Source organism: Stenotrophomonas sp. 2201_Sma (assembly GCF_056486685.1).
Map to the genome: position 1 here is coordinate 867,042 of NZ_CM151329.1, position 21,906 is coordinate 888,947.

Genomic DNA, 21,906 nt, shown 5'->3' on the forward strand with positions numbered 1-21,906 from the left:
GTCCGGTTGCGCGAGTGTCCGCGGCATGGATGCCGCGGCCAAGCCCCCATGGATGGGTTCACGGCTTCTCCCGCAACCGGACCCACCCCGCCATCCCTCAGTAGTCCAGCTGTTGACGTTGCCTCTGCAGGTGCAGGGCGGCAGCCCTGCATGGAAAACCCACCCCCTACCAAGGTAGGGCGGAACGCGCGGCAACGCGGCACTATGCTCGAACCCATGACTTCGTCTGGGAGGGCTGCGTCATGAACTACGAGGAAACCTACCGCCGCTCGATCGACGAGCCGGAGGCGTTCTGGGGCGAGGAAGCCAAGCGCATCCATTGGCACAAGCCGCCGCAACAGGTGCTCGACTACAGCAACCCGCCGTTCCGGCGCTGGTATGTAGGCGGCGAAACCAACCTCTGTTACAACGCGGTTGATCGCCATCTGGACACTCGGCCCGACCAGCTCGCGCTGGTGGCCATTTCCACCGAAACCAACAGCACCCGCGAGATCACCTACCGGCAGCTGTACCGTGAAGTGAACGACTTCGCTGCCGTGCTCCAGCGCCTGGGCGTCGGCCATGGCGACCGCGTGGTCATCTACATGCCGAACATGGCCGAAGCCGTGTTCGCGATGCTGGCCTGCGCGCGCATCGGGGCCGTGCACTCGGTGGTGTTCGGTGGTTTCGCCGCGCACAACCTTGCCCTGCGCATCGACGATGCCAGACCCAAGCTGCTGATCGCGGCCGATGCCGGCATGCGCGGAGGCAAGCTCATTCCCTACAAGCCGATGGTGGACGCCGCCTGTGCGGAAGCCGGGCATCCACCGCCGCACGTGCTGATCGTTTCGCGCGGGCTGGATCCGGCCGAGCCGCGCATCGAGGGCCGCGACGTCGAGTACGCGACGCTGCGCGCGGAAGTCGGTGCCGTCGATGTTCCGGTGCAGTGGCTGGAAGCGAGCGAGCCGAGCTATCTGCTGTATACCTCCGGCACCACCGGCAAGCCCAAGGGCGTGCAGCGTGATGTGGGCGGATACGCGGTGGCGATGGCACAGTCGATGGAGACCGTCTTCGACTGCAAGCCGGGGCAGGTGATGTTCTCCACCTCCGATGTCGGCTGGGCCGTAGGACATTCCTACAACGTGTATGGACCGCTGATCGGCGGTTGCACATCGCTGTTGTACGAAGGCCTGCCGACCCATCCGGATCCGGGCATCTGGTGGGCCCTGTGCGAGCAGTACAACGTGCGCACGATGTTCTCCTCTCCCACCGCGATCCGCGTGCTGAAGAAGCACGACGCGGATTTCATCCATCGCCACGACCTGCGCGCGTTGAAGTACCTGTTCCTGGCCGGCGAACCGCTGGATGAGCCGACCGCGCACTGGATCAATGAAGCGCTGGGCAAACCGATCATCGACAACTACTGGCAGACCGAAACCGGCTGGCCGGCCTTGACCCTGTTGCCGGGCCTGGAGATGAAGCCGGTGCGCTTTGGTTCGCCGGGCTTCCCCAACCTCGGTTACCGCATGAAGGTGATCGACGAGAACACCGGCGAAGAAGTCGCACCCGGGCAGAAGGGAGTCCTGGTGGTCACCCCGCCATTGCCGCCGGGCTGCATGAGCACGGTGTGGAACGACGACAGCCGATTCCTGCAGAGCTACTTCAGCCATTTCAAGGAACTGCTGTACAGCTCGCTGGACTGGGCGATCCGCGACGATGACGGCTACACCTTCATCCTCGGCCGTACCGACGATGTCATCAACGTCGCCGGGCATCGCCTGGGGACACGTGAGATCGAGGAAGCCATCTCCAGCCACCCGCGTGTGGCGGAGGCCGCGGTGATCGGCGTCAAGGATGAACTGAAGGGACAGGTGCCGCTGGTCTTCGTCACCCTCAAGCAGGGGCTGGGGGGCGAAGACCCTGCACCGGTGGTGGCGGAGATGATGGCAACGGTGACCACGTCGCTGGGGGCTGTTGCACGGCCGGCGCACGTGCACGTGGTCAACGCATTGCCGAAGACGCGCTCGGGCAAACTGCTGCGGCGCTCGCTGCAGGCGCTGGCCGAGCAGCGCGATCCCGGCGACCTGTCGACCCTGGATGACCCGGCCGCCCTGGAGGAGATCCGCCGCGCGCTGGGACGCTAGACCGGTCCTGCATTGCCGGGGCCGCGTGCATCGGGCCGAGGCAAGGAATGCAGCGGTGCTGCACCGCAGCGTTCACCGTACCAGCAGTGCGTTAAGCTCGATGCCGGGGAGCGCGTCCGTCAGGGCACGCAGGCATGCGCATCATGGAACGGGGGAGCTATGGCACTGCTGCACGCCAAGACGGCCGCTGGCCGCCAGGAAATCGAGGATCGTGCGCGGCGCCTGCCGGCCGCGCTGCGCTCGATCCTGCTGATGGTCGATGGTCGCCGCGATGACACCGAACTGCGCAGCCTGCTCGAAGGACTGCGGGCGCCACCCGATGCGCTGGAACAGCTGGCCGCGATGGAGCTGATCGAGGTGGTGGGGGGCAGCGCCGATGCGGTGCCGGTCGCTGGCCTCAGCAACGGCCGCGAACACGATCCGGCGTTGTATCAGCAGCTGTACGAGGCGATGAGCGAAGCCGTGCGGCGCCACCTTGGGCTGAAGGGCTACTTCATGCAGTTGAAGATCGAGCGCTGCACCGATGCCTCGGCCCTGGAGCGCCTGTGCCCGGAACTGCTGGCGGCGGTAGGCAAGGCACGCAGCCCGGCACTGGCACAGCGCTGGTGGCAGGAAACGCAGGCATCGCTGGCAGCCGGCGATCGCGGAGTCGTGCAGGCCTGACGCAGCGCGTAGAGTGGATGGTTTCATTCCCATCAGGAGCCTCTCGTGCAGGACGACCACGACGACACCGAAACCCCCGGCTGGGACGCGATCAATGCGGCGTTGGCGCCGCTGTACGCGGGCCAGGAGCCCCTGCATTTCGGAACGGCATTGCCGTACACGCTGGGCGGCCAGGATCCCCTCGATGGCATCAGTGTCTACCGTGTGGAGGTGCCGGTACCGCACTGGCACTACATCACCTATGGCCTGTCCGAGCTGTACGCCAAGGAGAGCAGTGACGCCGAAGCAAGTGGCTACGGATTCGAGCTGACCTTCCGTCTGGCAGCAGGCGAGGGCGTGCACGCCGAACAGGCACCGCCGACATGGCCGATGAACCTGCTGCAGAACCTGGCGCGCTACGTGTTCGGCAGCGGCAACGTGTTCGAGGATGGCCACCACCTTGACGCGAACGGCCCGATTGCCCTCGAGTCCGACACCCGCCTGCGCCATCTGGCTTTCATCGCCGACCCGCAGTTGCCGGCGCGCGAGACCGCCAACGGCCGCCTGCAGTTCCTGCAGCTGGTCGGGCTGACGGATGGGGAAATGGCTGCAGTGAAGCGCTGGTCGACCCGCGGGGTGCTGCACGTGCTGGAGCCGGCGATGCCCCTGTGGATCACCGATCTGCATCGGGGCGACCTGCTGGATGATCCGGCACTGGCGGCGCAGGTGCAGGCGGGCAGTGCGCGGGAGGGTTCCAGCACCGGCATGTTGTTCATTGAAACGCTGGACTGGCGACAGGTCTCGGGCGTGACCACGCTGGTGCTCGGCGCCGGCCAGGTGCCGAGCGTGCGCGAGCTGCTGCCGCTGCGCCTGCACCATGGCGCATCACTGGTGCTGGTCAGCCGTGAGCGCCAATGGGAGTTCACCCCGGCTGCGGGCGGCGGCGCCAACGACGTCGATGCCGACAGCGCGCGCTGGGCATTGGATGCACAGGGGGTCCAGGCGTGGCAGGACGTGCGTGCCGAGCGCGGGATCTACCCGCTGGGCGGTCAGCTGCAGGTCGAGGTGGTGCCGACGCTGCTGCGTGACGCCAAGGGTGCCGTGATCCGCGAGATCGGTTGAACGGTGGACACGGGGCGCCGGCGATGCCCGGCGCCGGGCCGGGACGCCGGATCGGAGCCGCCTGCGCTGCCGGCGGCTCCGTGTGCGGTCAGGCCAGGCCTTCGGCCTTCAGTGCGGCCTGCACGCCGGCATCGGCGTCCATGCGCGCCTTGTAGGCGGCCAGATGATCCAGCCCCGACAGGTCGACCTTGGCGCCGGCTGCCCAGCGCAGGGTGATGTAGAAGTACGGGTCGGCGAAGCTGCGGAAACCGGCCAGCCAGGGCTTGTCCGCCAGCTGCCGGTCGGCCGTCTCGAACAGGCCGCGCAGGCGCTTGCGGGCGGCCGCGCGGATCGCGTCGTACTGGCTCTCATCGCCGATGAACTTGCCCGGTGCGAACAGCGGCGAGAACGCCGGGTGCACATCGGAGTTGACGAAGGCCAGCCAGCGGGAGGCCTCGGCACGCTGGCGCGGGCTGCCGTCGCCGGCCAGGCCGGCCTGCGGGAAGCGGTCGGCGATGTAGCCCATGATGGCCGCGTTCTGCAGCAGGATGAAGTCGCCATCGACCAGCGCCGGAACCGAGCCGGCCGGGTTGATCTTGAGGAATTCCGGCCCCTTCAGGGTGTCCTTGTCGAGCAGTTCGACCTCGAACGGCTGGCCGGTCCACTGCAGGGCGATGTGGTCGGCGGTGGAGCAGGCACCGGGCTTGCTGTACAGCTTCATGGGAACTCCAGGCGGGGTGTGCGGGAATCGCCCACTATCCCAGAGCCTGCCGGCGCGCGGCAACGCTGCCGCCGGCAACAGTTCGTTACGACTGCCGGGGCTTGAGGTTCTGCACCTTATAGAAGGTGTGATCACCGATGGTGGCCACCTGGTAGGCATTGCGCCAGTTCGGGCTGGCGATGGCCAGGGCGGCGAAATGGCTGGCACCGGGAACGATCTCGCGGCGCTCGCCGGCCGGCAGCGCCCAGTTGCGCTCCGCATCGAAGGCCACGCTCATGGCCTCGCTCCAGGCCGCGTCGTTGCCCAGCTGGGTGCCGGGGGAGACGATGGTCGGGGCGAACTGCTTGCGTGCGGTCACCACCTGGCACATCGAGTCGCCCCACAGGCCGCTGTCGAGGCGGCGCAGTGCCACTTCGGCCACGGCCTGCTGGCCGCGCAGGGTCTGGTCGCGGGCTTCCAGGTATACGGTGGTGCTCAAACACAATGAATCAGCCGCCGGCTGGGGCAGCAACTGCGACAGCCAGAGAATCCAGGCCAGTTTCATATAACTCCTTGCTCCGTATGGGCCGCACCACGGGGTTCCGGCCGAAGAGAGGGCAGGAGGCGGGGTACGACTTGGCGTCATGGGGAGGCGGCCATCGGGGCCGCCCCGTGGGCGGCCCGGGAAAAGAGGATCGATGAACGATCCGGGAGGGCCGCACCGGCTCACCGGAAACTGGGTGGTGAGCGGAAAGTTGGCGCAAGGTAGGGGGGGCTGGCCGAACGCATCATGAATCGCCCGGCTTGACATTCAGCTTTGAGGTGGGTGACGGAAATCACAGTCCCGCCGCCCATTCAGGTCTGGATCAAAGGGCGGCCGCCACCTGGCTGCCCTGATCGATGGCGCGTTTGGCGTCCAGTTCGGCGGCCACATCGGCACCGCCGATCAGCTGTGCGCTGATGCCCGCCGCCTGCAGTTCGGCCTGCAGCGCGCGGTTGGGTTCCTGCCCTGCACAGATCACCACATGATCCACCGGCAGCAGCTGTTCGCTGCCTTCCACGCGGATGCGCAGCCCCTGGTCGTCCACGCCGAGATACTCGACGCCGCCCAGCATCCGCACGCCCTTGGCCTTCAGCGTGGCGCGATGGATCCAACCGGTGGTCTTGCCCAGGCGCGCACCCGGCTTGCCGGGGCTGCGCTGCAGCAGCCACAGCCGGCGTGGCGAAGCGTCCGCCTGCGGACGGGCCAGCGAGCCGCGGGCCTCGAAGGTGACGTCCACCCCCCATTCGGCCATCCAGCGCTGCGGGTCCAGCGACGGCGATGGGCCCTCGTGGCTGAGGAATTCCCCAACATCGAAGCCGATGCCGCCGGCACCGATGATGGCCGCGCTGGCGCCCACCTCGACCCGGCCCTGCAGCACGTCCAGGTAGCTGACGACCTTGGCGTGGTCCGCGCCGGGGAAGTCGACCCGGCGCGGCGTGATGCCGGTCGCCAGCACGACCTCGTCGAAGCCGGCCAGACAGGTCGCGTCTGCCCGGGTACCCAGGCGCAGCTGCACGCCCGTGTCCTGCAGCTTGTGGCGGAAATAGCGCAGCGTCTCGTGGAACTCTTCCTTGCCCGGGATGCGCTTGGCCACATTGAACTGGCCGCCGATCTCGTCGCTGGCGTCGAACAGGGTGACCTGGTGACCGCGCTCGGCGGCCACCGTGGCACAAGCCAGGCCGGCCGGGCCCGCGCCCACCACCGCCACCCGCTTCGGTGTGGACGCCGGGCGGTAGACCAGCTCGGTTTCGTGCGCGGCCCGCGGATTGACCAGGCAACTGGCCAGCTTGTTCTCGAAGACGTGGTCCAGGCATGCCTGGTTGCAGGCGATGCACGTGTTGATCGTGTCGGCACGGCCGGCGCGCGCCTTGTTCGGCCATTGCGGGTCGGCCAGCAGCGGGCGCGCCAGCGACACCATGTCCGCACCGCCGTCGGCGAGAATGCGCTCGGCAACCTCGGGCATGTTGATGCGGTTGGTCGCTACCAGCGGCACCGTCACATGCGGTTTCAGCTTGGCGGTGACCCCGGCGAAGGCGGCGCGGGGCACCGAGGTGGCGATGGTGGGAATGCGCGCCTCGTGCCAGCCGATGCCGGAATTGATGATCGTCGCGCCCGCGGCCTCGATGGCCTGCGCCTGCTGCACGATTTCCTCCCAGTTGCTGCCGTCCTCAACCAGATCCACCAGTGACAGCCGGTAGATGATGATGAAATCCGGACCGCAGGCTTCGCGGATGTGGCGCACGATCTCCACTGCGAAGCGCATGCGCTGGGAGGCATCGCCGCCCCAGCGGTCCGTGCGCGTGTTGGTGCGCGGGGCGATGAACTCGTTGATGAGGTATCCCTCCGAGCCCATCACTTCGACACCGTCGTAGCCGGCTTCGCGTGCCAGCCTGGCGCTGCGTGCGTAATCGGCGATGTGCCGTTCGACGCCGCTGGCCGACAGTGCGCGCGGGGTGAACGGATTGATCGGCGCCTTGAGCTTGGAGGGCGCCACCGACAGGGGGTGGTAGGCATAGCGGCCGGCGTGCAGCAGCTGCAGACAGATCTTCGCGCCATGCTGGTGGGCGGCGGCCGTCAGTTGCCGGTGCGGACGCACTTCCCAGGGCCAGGACAGCTTGCCGCCGAAGGGTTTGAGCCAGCCGACCACGTTGGGGGCGAAGCCGCCGGTGACGATCAGGCCGACGCCGCCTTCGGCGCGCTCGGCGAAGTAGGCGGCCAGGCGCGGGAAATCGCGCGCGCGATCTTCCAGCCCGGTGTGCATCGAACCCATCAGCACCCGGTTGCGCAGCTGGGTGAAGCCCAGATCGAGCGGGGCGAACAGGTGGGGATAGGCGCTTTCGTTGGCTGGCGACATGGTCGATACGCTTGCGTACGGAAGCGCGAAGCGTGCCGCGAAACGGCGGTCGGGGCAAGGGGCGGGCGAATCGGTAGCGCCGGGCCATGCCCGGCGATGCGGCTACCCGTGGCCGCGCTGCGCGCTCGCCGGGCGTGGCCCGGCGCCACCCGCCGGCAGGGGCCGGCCGATGCCGAACCAGCCCAGCGTCACCCCGCACAGCGGGCCGATCAGCAGCGCAAAGGCCAGGGTGCCGACGCCCACGTTGCCTCCCAGCCACCAGCCCAGCAGCAGGACGCTGCCTTCGATCAGGCTGCGCACCTTCCAGATCGGCCAACCGGTGCGGGCATGCAGGCCGGTCATCAGCCCGTCGCGCGGGCCGGGGCCGAGCCGCGCGCCGATGTACAGGCCGGTGGCCAGTGCCACCAGCAGCATGCCGGTACCGAACATCGCCACCTGCCAGACCAGGCCGACAGCCGGCGGCAACAGCCACAGGCCGAACTGCGCGGACGGACCGATCAGCAGCACGTTGAGCACGGTGCCGACGCCCGGCTTCTGCCGCAGGGGCCACCACAGCAGCAGGACCAGCGCGCCGATCACGTTCGTGGCCAGGCCGAAGGACAGCGGAGTCTGCGCCGCGATGCCCTGCGACAGCACGTCCCAGGGCGCGACACCGATCGCGGCACGGATCATCAGCGAGGCGCCGAAGCCATACAGGAACAGGCCGACGATCAATTGCAGCAGGCGCAGGGGCAGGGCAGTGGGCATGGGAGCGCTCAGGGGGGAGGGAATCTGTCTCCACCGTAATCCCGAATCGCCAGCTTCCATAGATACAGATCCGGGTGAATCCCGCGCCACAGCGCGCGCGTCAGTCGTCCCAGCCTGCCAGTGCCAGCTTGCCCAGCGTGCGGCCGCTGGCCAGCCGCTCGTGCGCCGCCTGCAGGTTGGCGGCACTGATCGTGCCGAGTGTCTCGCTGAGCGTGCCACGCAGCTGGCCTGCATCGATCATGCTCGCGGCGCGGCTCAGGATGCGGTGCTGCTCGATGCGATCGGCGGTACCGAAGCGCGATCGCGCGAACATGAATTCCCAGTGGATGCCGATGCATTTGGCCTTGTACGGGTCGCCGATGCGCAGCGCGCCGCGGGGTTCGACGATCAGCCCGACGTGCCCCTGCGGCGCCAGCAGCTGGCCCAGTTCATCCCAGTAGTGATCGGTGTCGGCCAGGTTGAGCGCGATCTGCACGGCGCTGATGCCCAACGCCTGCAGCTGCGGCTGCAGCGGCTGGCGATGGTCGATCACGTGATGGGCGCCCATCTGCCGGCACCAGTCGGCCGACCGCTCACGGGAGGCGGTGGCAATGACCGTGAAGCCGGCATGGTGGGCCAGCTGGATGGCCATCGAACCGACGCCGCCGGCGCCGCCGATCACCAGCAGGTGCTGCCCGGCGTGGCGGCGGTCGTCCAGATGCAGCGGCATGCGCTCGAACAGCAGCTCCCATGCGGTCAGCGTGGTCAGCGGCAGCGCCGCTGCCTCGGCGAAATCCAGCGTGGTGGGCTTGCGTGAGACCAGCCGCTCATCCACCAGCTGATACTGGGCATTGCAGCCGGAGCGGGTGACATCACCGGCGTAGTAGACCTCGTCGCCGGAGGCGAACAGGCGGGCGTCCTCGCCGATGGCCTCGACCACGCCCGCCGCATCCCAGCCGAGCACCCGCGGCGTGTCCAGCGTGGCCGGATCGGTGGCGGCACGCTGCTTGCCGTCGACCGGATTGATCGAAACCGCCTGCACGCGGACCAGCAGATCGCGCCCGGCTGGCGGCAGCGGCGGCGGCAGGCGAAGGTCTTGCAGGGCGGGGGCGGATTCACGACTCAGGGCGACGGCTTTCATCTCGGCTCCGGCTCGGTTTCCCTTTTCATCATAAGGTTCCTCACGTTTCCGGGGGCGCGCTGAATCTCCTTCGCCGCGCGTTCGGCAGAATGTCGCCTGCGTTGCCTAAACACCGTCAAACCCTTGTGGGGTGAGGGTCTTGCGGATTTTCATCATCCTGTATAGGGTTTCAACGTCGGACCGGTGGCCGGTCGGGCGCAACACTTCACATGTTACGGGACTGTTAACATGGCCTTCACCCGCCTGAGCATAATGTTCGCGGCGGTGGCGTGCTGAATCGGCTGTCTGAACATCGACGCAGTAGTGCTGGCCCATGCCTCTACCGGTTTCATACCCCCGAAATAGGAGCTGTACTCAATGAACAAGAAGATCCTTACTGCCGCGCTGCTGGGTGGTCTGGCTTTCGCCCAGGCTGCTTCTGCGCAGGAGTTCGATGACCGCTGGTACCTGACCGGTTCGGCCGGCTTCAACTTCCAGGACAGCGACCGTCTGACCAACGACGCTCCGTTCGTGACCCTGGGCCTGGGTAAGTTCATCAGCCCGAACTGGTCGCTGGACGGTGAGCTGAACTACCAGAACCCGAACTTCGACAGCAATCAGGACCTGAACTGGTCGCAGTACGGCATCTCGCTGGACCTGCGTCGCCACTTCATCAAGGAAGGCCGCGGCTGGAACCCGTACATCGTCGGTGGCCTGGGCTACCAGAAGTCGGAAGAAGAGTACCCGGCAATCAGCGTCAATGGTCCGCGTGAGCGCAAGGACGGCAACGTTGCCGCCAAGCTCGGCGTCGGCCTGCAGACCACCTTCGACAAGCGCGTTGCTGTCCGCGCCGAAGTGGCCTACCGCGCTGATTTCGACGACAAGAGCTACCACGCTGCCAGCGAAGACTGGTTCGGCGACGTGCTGGCTTCGGTCGGCGTCGTGATCCCGCTGGGCCCGGCTCCGGTCGCGGCTGCTCCGGCTCCGGCTCCGGTTGCCCCGAGCTGCGCCGACCTGGATGACGACGGTGACGGCGTCAACAACTGCGACGACAAGTGCCCGAACTCGCAGCCGGGTCAGACCATCGGTCCGGACGGTTGCCCGGTGCCGGTCTCGATCGACCTGAAGGGCGTGAACTTCGACTTCGACAAGTCGAACCTGCGTCCGGACGCCGTGGCCATCCTGAGCGAAGCCACCGAGATCCTGAAGCGTTACCCGGATCTGCGCGTTGAAGTCGCCGGTCACACCGACTCGAAGGGTACCGACGCTTACAACCAGAAGCTGTCGGAGCGCCGCGCCACCGCGGTGTACAACTACCTGACCAAGAACGGCGTGGACGCTTCGCGTCTGGTCGGCCCGATCGGCTACGGCGAGAGCCGTCCGATTGCTCCGAACACCAACCCGGATGGTTCGGACAATCCGGAAGGTCGTGCCAAGAACCGTCGTACCGAGCTGAACGTCCAGAACTAAGTTCTGACGTTTCGCCCGCAAGACACAGCAGGACCCGGCTTCGGCCGGGTCTTGTTGTTTCTGCGGCGGGAAAAACCGGAACGGGCGTCGATGGACCGACCGTTTGTCGGCTTTTTGTCCAAAAAACCAATGAGTTGGCGCATTCATTGAAAGTGGCGCTTGAAAGCTGTCGCCGCATTGCTACACTCGCCGCGTCACCTTCATTCCGTGGATGCCTCTCATGCTGCGCTCTGCATCGGCCGCCGTCCTGGCGCTGGCCCTGGTTCCTGCCGCTCACGCTGCGGTCGATTGCTCGGTCAACACCAGCGCTTCGCCGCTGCCGCTGCCGGCCACGACCATCGCGCCGGTGGCCGACGAGCTGTACATCCGTGGCAACCAGCTGGGCATGCCGGCCGGTGTGCTGAGCAGCAGCTACGATCCTTCGCAGTCGCTGGACCAGGTGCTGCAGCGCCTGCGCATCGACGGCTGCCAGAACATCGCCAAGGCGATTCCGAGCGCGCCGGCGGTGAAGCCGAACGATCCAGCGGCGTACAAGCCGCAGACCGAATTCGACAATACGCCGTGGCGCTTCGACATGAGCCAGAACGGCAAGCGCATGACCGCCGAGGAATTCGATGCCTGGATGAAGGCGCGTGGCGTCCGCGTGGTCAAGGCGCGCCCGGCACCGGTGGCCACCCCGGCCGCGGCCGAAGTACCGGCTGAGACCAAGCCGGTCGATAAGAAGTAACCGTCGCGGGGAGCAGAGGCTTGCGTACGCGCCGCCCACCTGCCGCCCCCGCCGCCCGCTCCCACGTCCTGCGTGGGCGCGCGGATCCGGATGCACCCACGGGTGTGCGCCATGGCCTGGCGCGTGTGCTCTCCAAGGCCGGCGTGTGCTCGCGCAGCGAGGCCGCGCGCTGGATCGCCGAGGGCCGCGTGCGCGTCTCCGGCCGTATCGTCCGTGACCCGGAGTTTCCGATCGGCAGTCCGGCACCTCCCATCGAGGTCGATGGCCTGCCGCTGGCACCGCCGCAGCGGCTTTACCTGATGCTCAACAAGCCGCGCGGGGTGGTGACCACCGCGCAGGACGAGCGCGGCCGTGACACCGTATACCGCTGCTTCGACGGCGCCGGCCTGCCCTGGATCGCGCCGGTCGGCCGGCTGGACAAGGCCAGTGAGGGCCTGTTGCTGTTCAGCAACGATCCGCAGTGGGCGGCGCGCCTGACCGATCCGCAGACCGGGCCGGACAAGACCTACCACGTGCAGATCGATCGCCTGCCCGATGCGGCCACGCTGGCGGCGCTGCAGGCCGGGGTGGACGACGAGGGTGAATTCCTGGCCGCCCGGGCCGTGCGCGTGCTGCGCAGCGGTGACAAGACCGCGTGGCTGGAGGTGGTCCTCGACGAGGGCCGCAACCGCCACATCCGCCGCCTGCTGGCGGCCTTCGACCTGCAGGTGCTGCGCCTGGTCCGGGTCGCGATCGGCGACCTGGCGCTCGACGATCTCGGCAAGGGCCAGTGGCGGATGCTGGAGGTCAATGACCAGCAGCGGCTGGGGGCCGCTGCACCGGGCTGAGCGTCATGCCCGCGGCCGGCGGATGCCGGTCACCGTTCCAGGCGTAGGGGGCGCCTGGTCGTCGAAATCCCGAACGGAGCCTGCCCATGTACCACTCGTCCCTCAACCGAACCCTGCGCTGTGCCGGCCTGCTGCTGCCGATCGTGCTGCTGGCCGCCTGCGGTGGCCACAAGAAAATGGCCAAGACGGAAACGCCTGCCGAAACCCCGGTGGTGGAAGTGAAAACCCCGGAACTGGATGGTCGCGGCAGTTACCGCTTCCTGATGAGCGACGGCGACAGGAAGATGACCGCCGACGAGTTCGATGCATGGATGAAGGCCAATGGCATCCGCGTCGCCCGTGGCAATGCCCAGGACGCTGCCGCCAAGCCGGTCGTGGTGGCCAGCAAGGATGAGCCGAAGGACAAGAAGAAAAAGAAATGACGCGCATGGCGCGTCATTCCGGTAGCGCCGGGCCGTGCCCGGCGAGCGCATGGCGCGGCTGTCGGGAAACCGCCGGGCATGGCCCGGCGCTGCCCCCCGGGGCGATCAACCCTTGATCACGCCCAGCTCGACGCCGATGCGGGAGAAGGCGTCGATCGCGCGGTCCAGCTGCTCGCGGCTGTGCGCGGCGCTGATCTGGGTGCGGATACGTGCCTGTCCCTTGGGCACCACCGGGAAGAAGAAGCCGATCGCATAGATGCCTTCCTCGAGCAGGCGCTCGGCGAACTTCTGCGCCAACGGTGCGTCGTACAGCATCACCGGGCTGATCGGATGCACGCCCGGCTTCACGTCAAAGCCGGCGGCGGTCATCTTCCCGCGGAAGTACGCGGTGTTCTCGGCCAACCGGTCGCGCAGGTCGTCGGCGGCAGCCAGCATCTCGAAGGCCTTGATGCCGGCGGCGACCACATGCGGCGGCAGCGAGTTGGAGAACAGGTACGGGCGCGAGCGCTGGCGCAGCAGTTCGATCACTTCCGCGCTGGCGCAGGTGAAGCCGCCCAGTGCGCCCCCCATGGCCTTGCCCAGAGTGCCGGTGATGATGTCGATCTTTTCCAGCACACCCTTCACTTCGGCCGAGCCACGACCGGTGGCGCCAAGGAAACCCGTGGCATGGCATTCGTCGATGTGCACCAGCGCGTTGTACTTCTTCGCGAGCGCGGTGATCTCGTCCAGCGGTGCAATGAAGCCGTCCATCGAGAACACGCCGTCGGTGGTGATCAGCTTGGTCCTGCAACCGGCGGCGTCGGCGGCCTGCAGCTGCGCTTCCAGGTCGGCCATGTCGCAGTTGGCGTAGCGGAAGCGCTTGGCCTTGCACAGGCGCACACCGTCGATGATCGATGCGTGGTTCAGTGCGTCCGAGATGATCGCATCGTTCTCGCCGAGCAGCGGCTCGAACAGGCCGCCGTTCGCATCGAAGCAGGCCGCATACAGGATGGTGTCCTGCTTGCCGAAGAAATCGGCGATCTGTTTCTCGAGCTGCTTGTGCAGGTCCTGGGTGCCGCAGATGAAGCGCACCGAGGCCATGCCGAAGCCGTGGGTATCCAGAGCATCCTTGGCGGCCTGGATCAGGTCGGGATGATCGGCCAGGCCCAGGTAGTTGTTGGCGCAGAAGTTCAGCACCTTGCGGCCATCGGCCAGCGTGATCTCGGCCGATTGCGGACTGGTGATGATCCGCTCGGACTTGAACAGGCCCTGGGCGCGGATGGCGTCCAGTTCCTCGGCATAGTGGCGGGTCAGGGCGGAGGAGGCGTCGGTCATGGCGTGGGCACGGCTCAGCACGGGAAACCGACGATTCTACCGGGCATCGATGGCTGGCGACCGGCGGCAGGCAGGCACCGCCATGGCCGGCACATGTTGCAATGCAATAGCAAACGGGTTAAAAAATCGTGAACCGGCCCGTTCTGGCTCCGGTTTCCCGCAACTGCCCTGCACGCCACCGCCCCCCACCGGAGACGACCATGAAGCACGCTCGTGCCTGCCTCGCCCTTGCCGCCGCCCTGACCTTGGCCCCGTTTGCCGCCAGCGCCCAGGAGAGCGAATCGCCGTACAGCTGGAACGTTACCGCCGTGTCGGATTACCTGTTCCGTGGTGTGTCGCAGACCGATGAGGATCCCACCCTGCAGGCCGGTTTCACCTATACCAGCCCGGTTGGTCTGTATGCCGGTGTCTGGGGATCGGGCGTGGACTTTGGTCCGGGCGACCCGAGCGTTGAAGTGGATTACCAGATCGGCTACGGCGTCGACGCCACCGAGCGGGTGAACTTCGATGTGCTGCTGAACCGCTACACCTACCCCGGCGCCAGCGAGCTGAACTACAACGAGCTGATCACCACCACCACGCTGGATGACACCTACAAGCTGACGGTGGCCTACAGCAATGACGTGTGGAACAGCAGCACCGATGGCTGGTATTACGCGCTGGGCGGCGAGTGGGGCCTGCCGCAGGACTTCACGCTGAGCGCCAGCGTCGGCCGCAGCACCTTCGAAAAGGGCATTGCCAAGGATTACACCGACTGGAACGTTGGCGTGGCCCGTACCTGGGGTCTGTTCACCCTCGGCCTGGGCTACTACGGCACCGACGGCAACGGCCGCGACAACAGCGGCAAGCTGGCCGACAACCGGGTGGTGTTCACGGTGGCGGTAGGCCAGTAAGCGGCGCATGACATCAAACGAAAAAGGCACCCCTGGAGGTGCCTTTTTCGTGTCTGGCGTCGGGCACTGCGTGGGCCGGCCAACGGCCGGGGACAAAGTGAGATGCGGGGGAATCAGGCAGTCGCGCCGGAGGCACGAGTGATCAATTCCAGCTCAGTACCACCTTGCCGGCCTTGCCTTCTTCCATCAGGTCGAAGCCCTTCTGGAAGTCGTCGATCGGCAGCTGGTGGGTCATCACCTTGCCGAGCGGGAAACCGGACAGCACCAGCTGCGTCATCTTGTACCAGGTCTCGTACATCTTGCGGCCGTAGATGCCCTGCACGGTCAGGCCCTTGAAGATGATCTTGTCCCAGTCGCAGCCGGCACCCTTGGGCATGATGCCGAGCATGGCGATCTTGCCGCCGTGGTACATGCAGTCGAGCATGTCGTTGAAGGCGCGCGGATTGCCGCTCATTTCCAGGCCCACGTCGAAGCCCTCCATGTGCAGTTCCTTCATCACGTCCTTCAGCGAGGTGTTGGTGACATTGACCACGCGCGTCGCGCCCATGTCGGCGGCCAGCTTCAGGCGGAAGTCGTTGACGTCGGTCACCACCACGTTGCGCGCACCGATGTGCTTGCAGATGCCCGCAGCGATGATGCCGATCGGGCCGGCGCCGGTGATCAGCACGTCCTCGCCGATCACGTCGAACTCCAGCGCGCAGTGCGCGGCGTTGCCGTACGGGTCGAAGAAGGCCGCCAGTTCGGACGGAATCTGGTCGGGGATCGGCCACAGGTTGCTGGCCGGCATCACCATGTACTCGGCGAAGGCGCCATTGACGTTCACGCCGATGCCGACGGTGTTCGGGCACAGGTGCGGGCGGCCGCCACGGCAGTTGCGGCAGTGGCCGCAGACGATGTGGCCTTCGGCCGAGACGCGCTGGCCAACCTCATAGCCGGTCACCGCCGAGCCAAGCGCGGCGATGCGACCGACGAATTCGTGGCCGATGGTCAGGCCCGGCTTGATGGTGCGCTGGCTCCACTCGTCCCACAGGTAGATGTGCAGGTCGGTACCGCAGATGGCGGTCTTTTCCAGCTTGATCAGGACTTCGTTCGGGCCCGGGGTCGGCACCGGGACCTCTTCGAGCCAGATACCCTTGGCCGCTTCGCGCTTGACCAGGGCCTTCATCGTTTGCTGCGCCATCGGGGTGGAACTCATCAGGGGGAAAGCGCGGATTATAGAGGTCTGCACGGAATTCCAATGTTGCGCTGCGGGCGCGCTGGCGGAACGAAAGGCGTGCGCCGGCGGGCGTTTCGAACGTGACCGGCGTGCTCGCCGGGCATGGCCCGGCGCTGCCGGGAAATCGGGCGGCTCGCGCTCGCGGGGCATGGTCCCGCGCCATCGGGAAATCGTGCGGGTAGCGCCGGGCCATGCCCGGCGGGCCGGGGGCCATGACTTCCGGGGTTCGGGACAGGGCAGGGGGGCGGGCTACAATCGAAGGTTCCACTACCAGGGGCCGCTCCATGCGCTCGAACCTGCTTGCATTCTCCGTCGTCGCCAGCCTTGGGCTGGTCCAGGTCGCCCATGCCGCCGAAGGCATGTGGGTACCGCAGCAGCTGCCGGAGATCGCCGGCCCGCTGCAGAAGGCCGGCCTGAAACTGTCGCCGGAACAGCTGTCCGACCTGACCGGCGACCCGATGGGCGCGGTGGTGGCGCTGGGCGGCTGCACCGCCAGCTTCGTCTCCCCGCAGGGCCTGGTGGTCACCAACCACCATTGTGCCTACGGCGCGATCCAGCTCAACTCCACCGCCGAGAAGAACCTGATCAAGGACGGTTTCAACGCGCCGACCCTGAAGGACGAACTCAGCGCCGGTCCCAACGCCCGCGTGTTCGTGCTGGACCGGATCACCGACGTCACCGACCAGGCCAAGGCCGCCATCGCCGCCGCCGGCAAGGACCCGCTGGCCCGCACCCGTGCGCTGGAAGCGTTCGACAAGGCCCAGACCGCCGCCTGTGAAGCCGACGCCGGTTTCCGCTGCCGTCTGTACAGCTTCTCCGGCGGCAATACCTACCGCCTGTTCCGCAACATGGAAATCAAGGACGTGCGCCTGGTCTATGCGCCCCCGGGCAGCGTCGGCAAGTTCGGCGGCGACGTCGACAACTGGATGTGGCCGCGCCACACCGGCGACTTCTCGTTCTATCGCGCCTACGTGGGCAAGGATGGCAAGCCGGCCGCGTTCTCGGCCGACAATGTGCCGTACCAGCCGAAGCACTTCCTGAAGTTCGCCGACCAGCCGCTGGGCGCGGACGACTTCGTGATGGTGGCCGGCTACCCGGGCCGCACCAACCGCTATGCGCTGGCCGGCGAATTCAATGAAACCGCCGAGTTCACCTACCCGACCATCGCCCGCCATTACAACGAAGTGCTGGCGCTGATCGACAAGGCCGGCAAGGCCGACGCCGACGTCAAGGTCAAGTACGCCAACACGGCGGCCAGCATGAACAACGTGGCCAAGAACTACGTCGGCCAGCTGGAAGGCTTCAAGCGCATCGACGCGGCCGGGCAGAAGCGGGCCGAAGAGGCCGCCGTGCTGGCCTGGCTGAAGCAGCAGGGCGCAGCCGGCAAGCCGGCCCTGGCCGCACACGCCCAGCTGCTCAAGCACCTGGATACCAGCAAGAGTACCCGCGAGCGCGATCTGTTCGTCGGCCAGTTCAACAACACCTCGGCCGTGGGCGCCGCGCTGTCGCTGTACCGCCTGTCGATCGAACGCGCCAAGCCGGACGCCGAGCGTGAAGCCGGTTACCAGGAGCGCGATCTGCCGACCCTGGAAGGCAATCTGCGCCAGATGGACCGTCGCTACGTCGCCAGCATGGATCAGCAGCTGCAGCAGTACTGGCTGGACCAGTACGTCGCGCTGCCGGCGGCACAGCGCAACAACGAGGTTCTCAACCAGTGGCTGGGCGGCAGCGATGCCGGGGCCGTCAACGGCCTGGTGAAGAAGCTGGCCGGCACCGGGCTGGGCAGCCTCGATGCACGCCTGAAGTGGTTCAAGGCCGACCGTGCTGCCTTCGAGGCCAGCACCGATCCGGCCATCCAGTACGCCGTGGCCGTGATGCCGGCCCTGCTGAAGCAGGAAGAACAGAGGAAGATCCGCGAAGGTGAATCGCTGACGGCCCGTCCGCTGTACCTGCAGGCGGTGGCGGACTACAAGAAGAGCAAGGGCGAGTTCGTCTACCCCGATGCCAACCTGTCGCTGCGCATCACCTTCGGCAATGTCATGGGCTATGCCAAGGACGGTGTCCAGTACACCCCGTTCACCACGCTGGAAGGCGTTGCGGCGAAGGAAACCGGCGTCGATCCGTTCGACTCTCCGAAGGCACTGCTGGATGCGGTCAAGGCCAAGCGGTATGGCGGCCTGGAGGACAAGCGGATCGGCTCGGTGCCGGTGAACTTCCTGTCCAACCTGGACATCACCGGTGGCAACTCCGGTTCGCCGGTGCTCGATGCGCACGGCAAGCTGGTCGGCCTGGCCTTCGACGGCAACTGGGAATCGGTCAGCTCCAACTGGGTATTCGACCCGGTGATGACCCGCATGATCGCGGTGGACAGCCGCTACATGCAGTGGATCATGCAGGAAGTGGCCCCCGCGCCGCAGCTGCTGAAGGAATTGAACCTGGCGCAGTAAGGTTCATGCTGGCGCCGCCGGGCGATGCCCGGCGGAATCCGTCTGCAATCCCGAAACCCCGCGATCCCCGTCGCGGGGTTTTTTCATGTCCCGACCGGCGCGATGCGCCGAACAGGTATCATCCCTGTTCCGCGTACTTCACAGGATGTGAACGAAACGCGGCCATCTCCTCCCCCCAGGACTCCTTGCACGCATGCGCATCCTGCTTGCCCGCCACGGCGAAACCCCGTGGAACGCCGAAGGCCGCTACCAGGGCCAGATCGACATCCCGCTTTCGCCCATCGGCGAAGCCCAGGCCCAGGCGCTGGGCGCCCGCCTGGCATCCGTGGACATCACCCGTGCGGTAGCCTCGCCGCTGTCGCGCGCCCAGCGCACCGCCCAGCTGGCCCTCGGCGCCGACCGTGCCGGCACGCTGCAGACCGAACCGGATCTGCAGGAAATCGCCCATGGCGAGTGGGAAGGCCTGCTGGCCAGCGAGATCAACGAGAAGGACCCGTCGCGGTTGAAGGCGTGGCGTGAGGAACCCGATACCGTGCTGATGCCGGGCGGCGAGTCGCTGCGTCTGGTGCTCGAGCGCAGCTGGCGCGGCCTGGCACGCGCCAGCGAGGGCCTCGGGGAGCACGACACGCTGCTGGTGGTCGCACACGATGCCGTCAACCGGGTGATCCTGTGCAGGGTGCTGGGCCTGCCGCTGTCGCGGCTGTGGACCTTCCGCCAGGCACCGACCACGTTGAACCTGCTTGAAGGTCCGGACCTGGAGAGCCTGGAGGTCGTGCGCCTCAACGACTGCGCCCACCACACCCCGTTCTTCGGCGAAGCCAAGCACCGCGCCCTCTGATCCCTGTCCACATCGAACCACCCTGCTTCTGCTGGAACCGCTGCCGTGACGAACCTGCCGACCACCCTGGCCGAATGGCTGGATTACATTGAACGCCAGCACCCGGCGACGATCGACATGGGCCTGGAGCGCGTCCGCGCCGTGGCCACGAGGATGGGACTGGGCGCGCCGGCCAAGCGCACCATCGTGGTCGGTGGAACCAACGGCAAGGGCTCCACGGTCGCCTTCATCGAGGCCATCGGCCGCGCTGCAGGCTGGAAGGTGGGGGCCTACACGTCGCCGCACCTGCTGCGCTACAACGAACGCGTGCGCATCGATGGGCAGGATGCGGAGGATGCCGCTCTTGTGGCGGCATTCAACGCCGTCGAAGCTGCGCGTGGCGACATCACCCTGACCTACTTCGAGTACGGCACGCTGGCCGCCCTGCGGCTGTTCGCGGGGGCAGCGCTGGACCTGGCGGTACTGGAAGTCGGGCTGGGAGGGCGCCTGGATGCGGTCAACATCGTCGACGCCGACGTGGCCGTGATCACCACAGTGGACATCGACCATGCCGAGTGGCTGGGCGAGGACCGTGAAGCGATCGGTGCGGAAAAGGCCGGCATCATCCGCGGCTGGAAACCGGTGATCCTGGGCGAGACCGACCCGCCGTCGAGCGTGCTGGCACGGGCCTATCTGCTGGGCGCGAACGCCATCCGCGGCGGCAGCGACTACTTCTACGAGCCGATCGATGCCCAGCGCTGGCGCTGGCGCGATGTCGGCCTGCGCATGGAACTGCCGACCCCCGCGCTGGCCGGTCCGATCCAGCTGGCCAATGCGGGTGCGGCCATTGCCGCGCTGCGCGCGCTGGACCGGCCGCTGCCACGCGCGGCGTGGGCGGCTGGCATCGCCGCGGCCCGCATCAACGGTCGCCTGCAGGAATTCGATCGTGATGGGGTGCAGGTGCGGGTCGATGTGGGTCACAACCCGCAGGCGGCCGGCCAGCTGGCACGCGCGCTGAAGGCCGAAGCTGTCCCGGGCCGGACCCTGGCGGTCTATGCCGCGTTGCAGGACAAGGATGCGGAAGGCGTGGTGCAGGCGCTGCAGGAGGTGGTGGACGAGTGGACGCTGGCCGGCCTGGAAGGTCCGCGCGGACAGAGTGCGCAGCAGCTGCAGGCACGTCTGCATGGCACCGCTGCGGTCACCGCACGGCTGGTCGGCACTGTCGAGCAGGCACTGACGCAGGTGCTGGCACAGGCCCAGTCAGGCGACCGCGTACTGGTATTCGGTTCGTTCCACACGGCCGCTGCGGCCCTGCAGTGGTTGCAGCCCGCGCCCTGATCCACGTTCAGCCAACGCCGACGCCGTCCGGTCCGGCACCCGTATAATCGACTGCAACCCCCGGACAGTTGCCTGCCTCACGTGGATACGCCTCTGAAACAGCGATTGATTGGTGCCATCGTGCTGGTGGCACTCGCCGTGATCTTCCTGCCGATGCTGGTGAAGGGGCCGGCGCCGGACAGTGGCGTCGCCAGTGTGCCGATCGCAGCGCCCAATGCGCCCGCCGACGGCCAGTTCGAGACCCGTGAGCTGCCGCTGGTCGCCCCGGCCGGGGGGGCCACCGGCCTGCAGAGTGGCCAGGCCGCACCGCTGCAGGACGCAGCCGCGCCCGCCACGCCGCCGACCGTGGACACCTCGCCGGCGGTGGCTGCCGGCAACTATGCGGTGACATTCGGCGCCTATGGCAGCAAGGCCGACGCCGATGCGGTGATCGCCTATCTGAAGCGTTCGCAGCTGCCGGGCTTTGCCGAGGCGGCGACCATCAACGGCCGGCAGGCGTGGCGCGTGCGCGTCGGACCGTATGCCGATCGCGCCCAGGCCGAGGCGGCCCGCCTGCAGGCGGTGAAGATCCGCTCCGACGTCCATGCCGAGGTGATCACGCTGGATGCGCCCGCAGCTGCGGCTGCACCGGCCGCCGCTTCTCCGGCGCCGGCGGCACCGTCGGCCAGCACCCCGGCGGCCGCGTCCACGCCGTCGGCCACGGGCAACCCGGTGCGCAGCGAGAGCCTGCCGCCCAGCACGCCGGTCGCCAAGCCTGAAGCACCGAAGGCAACGGCGACGCCGGAGGCGACGAAGCCGGTCGCCAAGCCCGAGCCAAAGCCGCAACCGCAAACCCCGGCCGCGCCGGCGGCGGGCGGTGTTGGTTTCGCGGTCCAGCTGGGGGCGTTCGGCCAGGCCAACGACGCCAACGCGCTGCGCGACAAGGTGCGCGCTGCCGGATTCAGTGCCTTTGTCGAGCAGGTCCGCACCGAAAAGGGCACCCTGCATCGCGTGCGCGTCGGGCCGGTGGCCAACCGTGCCGATGCCGAGCAGCTGAAGGCCCAGGTGGCGGCCAAGGTCGGCGTGGCCGGCATGGTCCGACCGCACCCGTGATCACGCGCGCTGTCCGCCGCTGTCGTCGGCAGGA

General features: G+C 67.4%; 19 protein-coding genes. 12 read left to right on the forward strand and 7 right to left on the reverse strand.

The features are described from left to right. Positions 1-242 precede the first annotated feature (242 nt). The 3 genes from prpE (at position 243) to ACZLIF_RS03965 (ending at position 3,887) form a co-directional block, all read left to right on the forward strand. Positions 243-2,123, forward strand: coding sequence for a propionate--CoA ligase (gene prpE / locus ACZLIF_RS03955; protein ID WP_065182872.1), 1,881 nt, complete (start codon positions 243-245; stop codon positions 2,121-2,123). Between the two features lie 159 nt (positions 2,124-2,282). After that, positions 2,283-2,786, forward strand: coding sequence for a hypothetical protein (locus ACZLIF_RS03960; protein WP_128990613.1), 504 nt, complete (start codon positions 2,283-2,285; stop codon positions 2,784-2,786). A 45-nt stretch (positions 2,787-2,831) separates the two neighbouring features. Beyond that, the gene (locus ACZLIF_RS03965) at positions 2,832-3,887 is read left to right on the forward strand and encodes a suppressor of fused domain protein (RefSeq protein ID WP_128990615.1); all 1,056 of its coding nucleotides are present in this window, start codon (positions 2,832-2,834) and stop codon (positions 3,885-3,887) included. Between the two features lie 88 nt (positions 3,888-3,975). Here ACZLIF_RS03965 and ACZLIF_RS03970 read toward each other — a convergent pair whose 3' ends face one another. From ACZLIF_RS03970 to ACZLIF_RS03990, 5 genes are all read right to left on the reverse strand, one after another. Continuing rightward, a complete protein-coding gene (locus ACZLIF_RS03970; RefSeq protein ID WP_128990617.1) occupies positions 3,976-4,587 on the reverse strand; it encodes a glutathione S-transferase N-terminal domain-containing protein in 612 nt (203 codons plus the stop codon). Positions 4,588-4,672: 85 nt separating this feature from the next. Beyond that, the gene (locus ACZLIF_RS03975) at positions 4,673-5,131 is read right to left on the reverse strand and encodes a cell wall hydrolase (protein WP_053520031.1); all 459 of its coding nucleotides are present in this window, start codon (positions 5,129-5,131) and stop codon (positions 4,673-4,675) included. Between the two features lie 301 nt (positions 5,132-5,432). Then, positions 5,433-7,463 (reverse strand): FAD-dependent oxidoreductase, encoded by a 2,031-nt coding sequence (locus tag ACZLIF_RS03980; RefSeq protein ID WP_478462339.1) that lies wholly within the window; start codon positions 7,461-7,463, stop codon positions 5,433-5,435. Between the two features lie 102 nt (positions 7,464-7,565). Next, entirely contained in the window at positions 7,566-8,210 is a 645-nt protein-coding gene (yczE, locus tag ACZLIF_RS03985) for a membrane protein YczE (protein ID WP_128990621.1), read from the reverse strand. Between the two features lie 100 nt (positions 8,211-8,310). Continuing rightward, complete coding sequence (locus tag ACZLIF_RS03990) at positions 8,311-9,330, reverse strand: zinc-binding alcohol dehydrogenase family protein (RefSeq protein ID WP_128990623.1); 1,020 nt, start codon at positions 9,328-9,330, stop codon at positions 8,311-8,313. 357 nt (positions 9,331-9,687) lie between these two features. On the opposite strand from ACZLIF_RS03990, the gene ACZLIF_RS03995 reads away from it, so the two are divergent. From ACZLIF_RS03995 to ACZLIF_RS04010, 4 genes are all read left to right on the forward strand, one after another. Next, on the forward strand, positions 9,688-10,779 hold the full coding sequence (locus tag ACZLIF_RS03995) for an OmpA family protein (protein WP_053520027.1): 1,092 nt from the start codon (positions 9,688-9,690) through the stop codon (positions 10,777-10,779). Positions 10,780-10,999: 220 nt separating this feature from the next. Next, complete coding sequence (locus ACZLIF_RS04000) at positions 11,000-11,506, forward strand: hypothetical protein (protein WP_053520026.1); 507 nt, start codon at positions 11,000-11,002, stop codon at positions 11,504-11,506. A 20-nt stretch (positions 11,507-11,526) separates the two neighbouring features. Further along, positions 11,527-12,333, forward strand: a complete 807-nt coding sequence (locus ACZLIF_RS04005; RefSeq protein WP_478462342.1) for a pseudouridine synthase — start codon at positions 11,527-11,529, stop codon at positions 12,331-12,333. 86 nt (positions 12,334-12,419) lie between these two features. Continuing rightward, positions 12,420-12,755: a hypothetical protein gene (locus ACZLIF_RS04010; protein ID WP_065175931.1), complete on the forward strand. Its 336-nt coding sequence runs from the start codon at positions 12,420-12,422 to the stop codon at positions 12,753-12,755. A gap of 105 nt (positions 12,756-12,860) precedes the next feature. On the opposite strand, the gene kbl is transcribed toward ACZLIF_RS04010, so the two are convergent. Further along, positions 12,861-14,069, reverse strand: a complete 1,209-nt coding sequence (gene kbl, locus ACZLIF_RS04015; protein ID WP_065175932.1) for a glycine C-acetyltransferase — start codon at positions 14,067-14,069, stop codon at positions 12,861-12,863. 200 nt (positions 14,070-14,269) lie between these two features. Here kbl and ACZLIF_RS04020 point away from each other — a divergent pair, with 200 nt between their 5' ends. Further along, positions 14,270-14,962, forward strand: coding sequence for a TorF family putative porin (locus ACZLIF_RS04020; RefSeq protein ID WP_128989467.1), 693 nt, complete (start codon positions 14,270-14,272; stop codon positions 14,960-14,962). Between the two features lie 142 nt (positions 14,963-15,104). Here ACZLIF_RS04020 and tdh read toward each other — a convergent pair whose 3' ends face one another. Continuing rightward, a complete protein-coding gene (gene tdh, locus ACZLIF_RS04025) occupies positions 15,105-16,127 on the reverse strand; it encodes an L-threonine 3-dehydrogenase (protein WP_053520036.1) in 1,023 nt (340 codons plus the stop codon). Between the two features lie 335 nt (positions 16,128-16,462). Here tdh and ACZLIF_RS04030 point away from each other — a divergent pair, with 335 nt between their 5' ends. The 4 genes from ACZLIF_RS04030 to ACZLIF_RS04045 all read left to right on the forward strand — a co-directional run bounded on the left by ACZLIF_RS04030 (position 16,463) and on the right by ACZLIF_RS04045 (position 21,872). Next, the gene (locus tag ACZLIF_RS04030) at positions 16,463-18,625 is read left to right on the forward strand and encodes a S46 family peptidase (RefSeq protein ID WP_074900324.1); all 2,163 of its coding nucleotides are present in this window, start codon (positions 16,463-16,465) and stop codon (positions 18,623-18,625) included. Positions 18,626-18,818: 193 nt separating this feature from the next. Next, positions 18,819-19,463, forward strand: coding sequence for a histidine phosphatase family protein (locus ACZLIF_RS04035; protein ID WP_053519451.1), 645 nt, complete (start codon positions 18,819-18,821; stop codon positions 19,461-19,463). A 45-nt stretch (positions 19,464-19,508) separates the two neighbouring features. Next, on the forward strand, positions 19,509-20,780 hold the full coding sequence (gene folC / locus ACZLIF_RS04040) for a bifunctional tetrahydrofolate synthase/dihydrofolate synthase (protein ID WP_128989469.1): 1,272 nt from the start codon (positions 19,509-19,511) through the stop codon (positions 20,778-20,780). Positions 20,781-20,861: 81 nt separating this feature from the next. Then, on the forward strand, positions 20,862-21,872 hold the full coding sequence (locus ACZLIF_RS04045; protein WP_128989471.1) for an SPOR domain-containing protein: 1,011 nt from the start codon (positions 20,862-20,864) through the stop codon (positions 21,870-21,872). Positions 21,873-21,906: the final 34 nt, after the last annotated feature.

What these genes read in the sequence shown, in the direction of transcription:
- ACZLIF_RS03990 (WP_128990623.1), bottom strand. Translation starts at nt 9,330, where the DNA reads ATGAAAGCCGTCGCCCTGAGTCGTGAATCCGCCCCCGCCCTGCAAGAC.
- ACZLIF_RS03995 (WP_053520027.1), top strand. Translation starts at nt 9,688, where the DNA reads ATGAACAAGAAGATCCTTACTGCCGCGCTGCTGGGTGGTCTGGCTTTC.
- ACZLIF_RS03980 (WP_478462339.1), bottom strand. Translation starts at nt 7,463, where the DNA reads ATGTCGCCAGCCAACGAAAGCGCCTATCCCCACCTGTTCGCCCCGCTC.
- tdh (WP_053520036.1), bottom strand. Translation starts at nt 16,127, where the DNA reads ATGAAGGCCCTGGTCAAGCGCGAAGCGGCCAAGGGTATCTGGCTCGAA.
- ACZLIF_RS04030 (WP_074900324.1), top strand. Translation starts at nt 16,463, where the DNA reads ATGCGCTCGAACCTGCTTGCATTCTCCGTCGTCGCCAGCCTTGGGCTG.
- ACZLIF_RS04035 (WP_053519451.1), top strand. Translation starts at nt 18,819, where the DNA reads ATGCGCATCCTGCTTGCCCGCCACGGCGAAACCCCGTGGAACGCCGAA.
- ACZLIF_RS04000 (WP_053520026.1), top strand. Translation starts at nt 11,000, where the DNA reads ATGCTGCGCTCTGCATCGGCCGCCGTCCTGGCGCTGGCCCTGGTTCCT.
- ACZLIF_RS04010 (WP_065175931.1), top strand. Translation starts at nt 12,420, where the DNA reads ATGTACCACTCGTCCCTCAACCGAACCCTGCGCTGTGCCGGCCTGCTG.
- kbl (WP_065175932.1), bottom strand. Translation starts at nt 14,069, where the DNA reads ATGACCGACGCCTCCTCCGCCCTGACCCGCCACTATGCCGAGGAACTG.
- ACZLIF_RS03960 (WP_128990613.1), top strand. Translation starts at nt 2,283, where the DNA reads ATGGCACTGCTGCACGCCAAGACGGCCGCTGGCCGCCAGGAAATCGAG.
- yczE (WP_128990621.1), bottom strand. Translation starts at nt 8,210, where the DNA reads ATGCCCACTGCCCTGCCCCTGCGCCTGCTGCAATTGATCGTCGGCCTG.
- ACZLIF_RS03975 (WP_053520031.1), bottom strand. Translation starts at nt 5,131, where the DNA reads ATGAAACTGGCCTGGATTCTCTGGCTGTCGCAGTTGCTGCCCCAGCCG.
- prpE (WP_065182872.1), top strand. Translation starts at nt 243, where the DNA reads ATGAACTACGAGGAAACCTACCGCCGCTCGATCGACGAGCCGGAGGCG.
- ACZLIF_RS03970 (WP_128990617.1), bottom strand. Translation starts at nt 4,587, where the DNA reads ATGAAGCTGTACAGCAAGCCCGGTGCCTGCTCCACCGCCGACCACATC.
- ACZLIF_RS04020 (WP_128989467.1), top strand. Translation starts at nt 14,270, where the DNA reads ATGAAGCACGCTCGTGCCTGCCTCGCCCTTGCCGCCGCCCTGACCTTG.